Here is a 2,233-nt window from a genome sequence, read left to right on the forward strand (position 1 = left end):
AGAAAATCACCTTTTCAATCAACAATCAACTATCATACGGCAAGGACATACTGTCCAACACATATGCATCCACACAGAACAGCAAAAATATTAACAACGGAATTGTAAATAATAACTCAGATAACAAGACAACGGTGCCATCTGCAGGGGTGACCTATGAAAAATACTTCAAAAAAAAAGAGGCGCTCATTAAATATAAATTTAAATTATGCAGACGGAAAAGACACCGAATCTAAATTTGCCATATCCCAAAATGCCTACTTCTCAGCTAGTGGAGAGAGTAGCGGAGATACTCTCAACCAACACTTCAACACAAATAGTCAAAGCCAAAAAGCGTTGTTCTATATTAATTACACAGAGCCAATAAAAGAAAGTGGGTTTCTCACCTTTTTCATTGGGATGGACCAGACAAATGAATTATATGATAAATCCGCATTTAGTTACAATACTGCAAACGGATTATATGACAAATATATTGACAGCATGAGCAATACATTTAAAAACATATCTACTCAACATTGCGAAAGGATAAGTTGGTATGCCCAAAAAAATAAAGTTAATTACACTATTGCTCTATCCAGCCTATCTTACAGCATCAGTAATAGTCCTTTAAACCAGAGCAAAATTTCTCTCCATGGTACCATACTATTGCCTTCTTTCTACTTTAATTATTCTATTAGCAATAACAAACAGCTTCGATTGAGATATTCAAAAACTGCTCAATTCCCAGACATTACACAGTTGCAGCCTATACCAGATGTCAGCGATCCCCTAAATCTAAAACTCGGCAACCTTAGCCTAAAACCGGGAAGTTCTCATGGATTTAGCTTGTCATACAATACATTCGACGCCATATCATTACGCACACTATATCTATCTATTAGTAGCAATGTCAATAATAATCAAATTATCAATGACACCAAAACTGACTCAATCGGTAGACAAGTAACACAACCCTTTAATCATTCGGGAGGATACTATGTCAGCCTTGACTTTTCGCGTGGATTGCCTTTTAAGAAACGATCTAATTCTATTAACTTGGCCACAAAATATATACTCCAAAGATCCATCAATTATGTGAATGGAAATAAAAACATGAATGACAAACTATCAATTGCACAATCAATTAGCTACAACTCAGAGCAGATAAAACTATTTGACTATATGATATCCGCCAACGTAAATTATAATAACCTCCATTATTCCAATCCTAGCAACACCACCACAAGTTACCTGGCTTATGGAGCTTCTTATAATGGCAATTTAAATCTTCCATTTGGAATTACCATCAGTACCTTCTTACGCTACAGTTATGCTTCCGGTCTTCCCGTTGCATACAACAATAATATCTGGATACTTAATGCTTCGATATCCAAAACACTATTCCAACACAAACAAGGCATGATTACATTTCAAGGTATTGACCTGCTAAAACAAAATAAAAGTATCACCCGTAAGGTCGAGGTTAACTACATTGAAGATATCCAGACGAATACCCTTGACCCTTTCTTTCTACTCAAGTTTTCCTATTTCCTAGGAAAAGGGAAAAACTAATGTAGGTCAAAATGTTAGTTATTTAATGCAGCCCAATTCCTCGCTAGGAGTGGTCATCCATTTAGCTGCAGGGTAATCACGCAAATAAAAATCGAAAAACTGCTTCATTCGCGAGCTAAAATCTTCTCCGTCTCTACCATACAGGCCATGATTTCCTTCATATAATAAGAACCAAGATTTCATTCCTGCCTTACATAATGATCGAAAAAAAAACTGCATATCTGTTGGGCTGCATATCATATCCTTCGTTGTGTGCATTAACAACAATGGAGTTGTCATCTTGTCAACCTGAAATATAGGAGAATTCCTTATATACGTCTCGTGTTTCTGCCAAAGCGTCCCTCCCATTCTGAACTGCCCAATTTCAAACATGCCTTGCATACTTTCGCCTGTTCCAGCAAGCCTTCCATAGCCACTCACCCAATTTGCAATACCCGACGCGGAACATGCGGCAGCAAACAAATTGGTGTGAGTGACAATATAATTGGTTTCTACCCCCCCCCAACTACAGCCTTGCGCACCAATTTTTGCAGGATCTACAAAGGGAAATTCCCCAATATATCTCGCAGCCGAAATAACAGCATCATATGTTCCTTTCATGGGATCGCCTATATGATACCGTATATCCGGACAAAATACAAGATATCCATTACTAACATAATAGGGAATATTGATTTCA

At 37.3% G+C, this 2,233-nt stretch carries 2 protein-coding genes; one reads left to right on the forward strand and one right to left on the reverse strand.

Annotated features, from left to right (window positions below):
- Positions 1 to 156 precede the first annotated feature (156 nt).
- Complete coding sequence (locus VIP81_RS25010) at positions 157 to 1,554, forward strand: outer membrane beta-barrel protein (protein ID WP_331967737.1); 1,398 nt, start codon at positions 157 to 159, stop codon at positions 1,552 to 1,554.
- Positions 1,555 to 1,572: 18 nt separating this feature from the next.
- On the opposite strand, the gene VIP81_RS25015 is transcribed toward VIP81_RS25010, so the two are convergent.
- A partial coding sequence (locus VIP81_RS25015) for an alpha/beta hydrolase family protein (RefSeq protein ID WP_331967738.1) occupies positions 1,573 to 2,233 on the reverse strand: 661 nt, incomplete at its 5' end.

This window comes from Chitinophaga sp. (assembly GCF_036566945.1).
Classification (GTDB): domain Bacteria; phylum Bacteroidota; class Bacteroidia; order Chitinophagales; family Chitinophagaceae; genus Chitinophaga.

Bases quoted from the DNA above. Each gene is read 5' to 3' on its own strand.
- VIP81_RS25010 (WP_331967737.1), top strand. From the start codon at position 157: ATGAAAAATACTTCAAAAAAAAAGAGGCGCTCATTAAATATAAATTTA.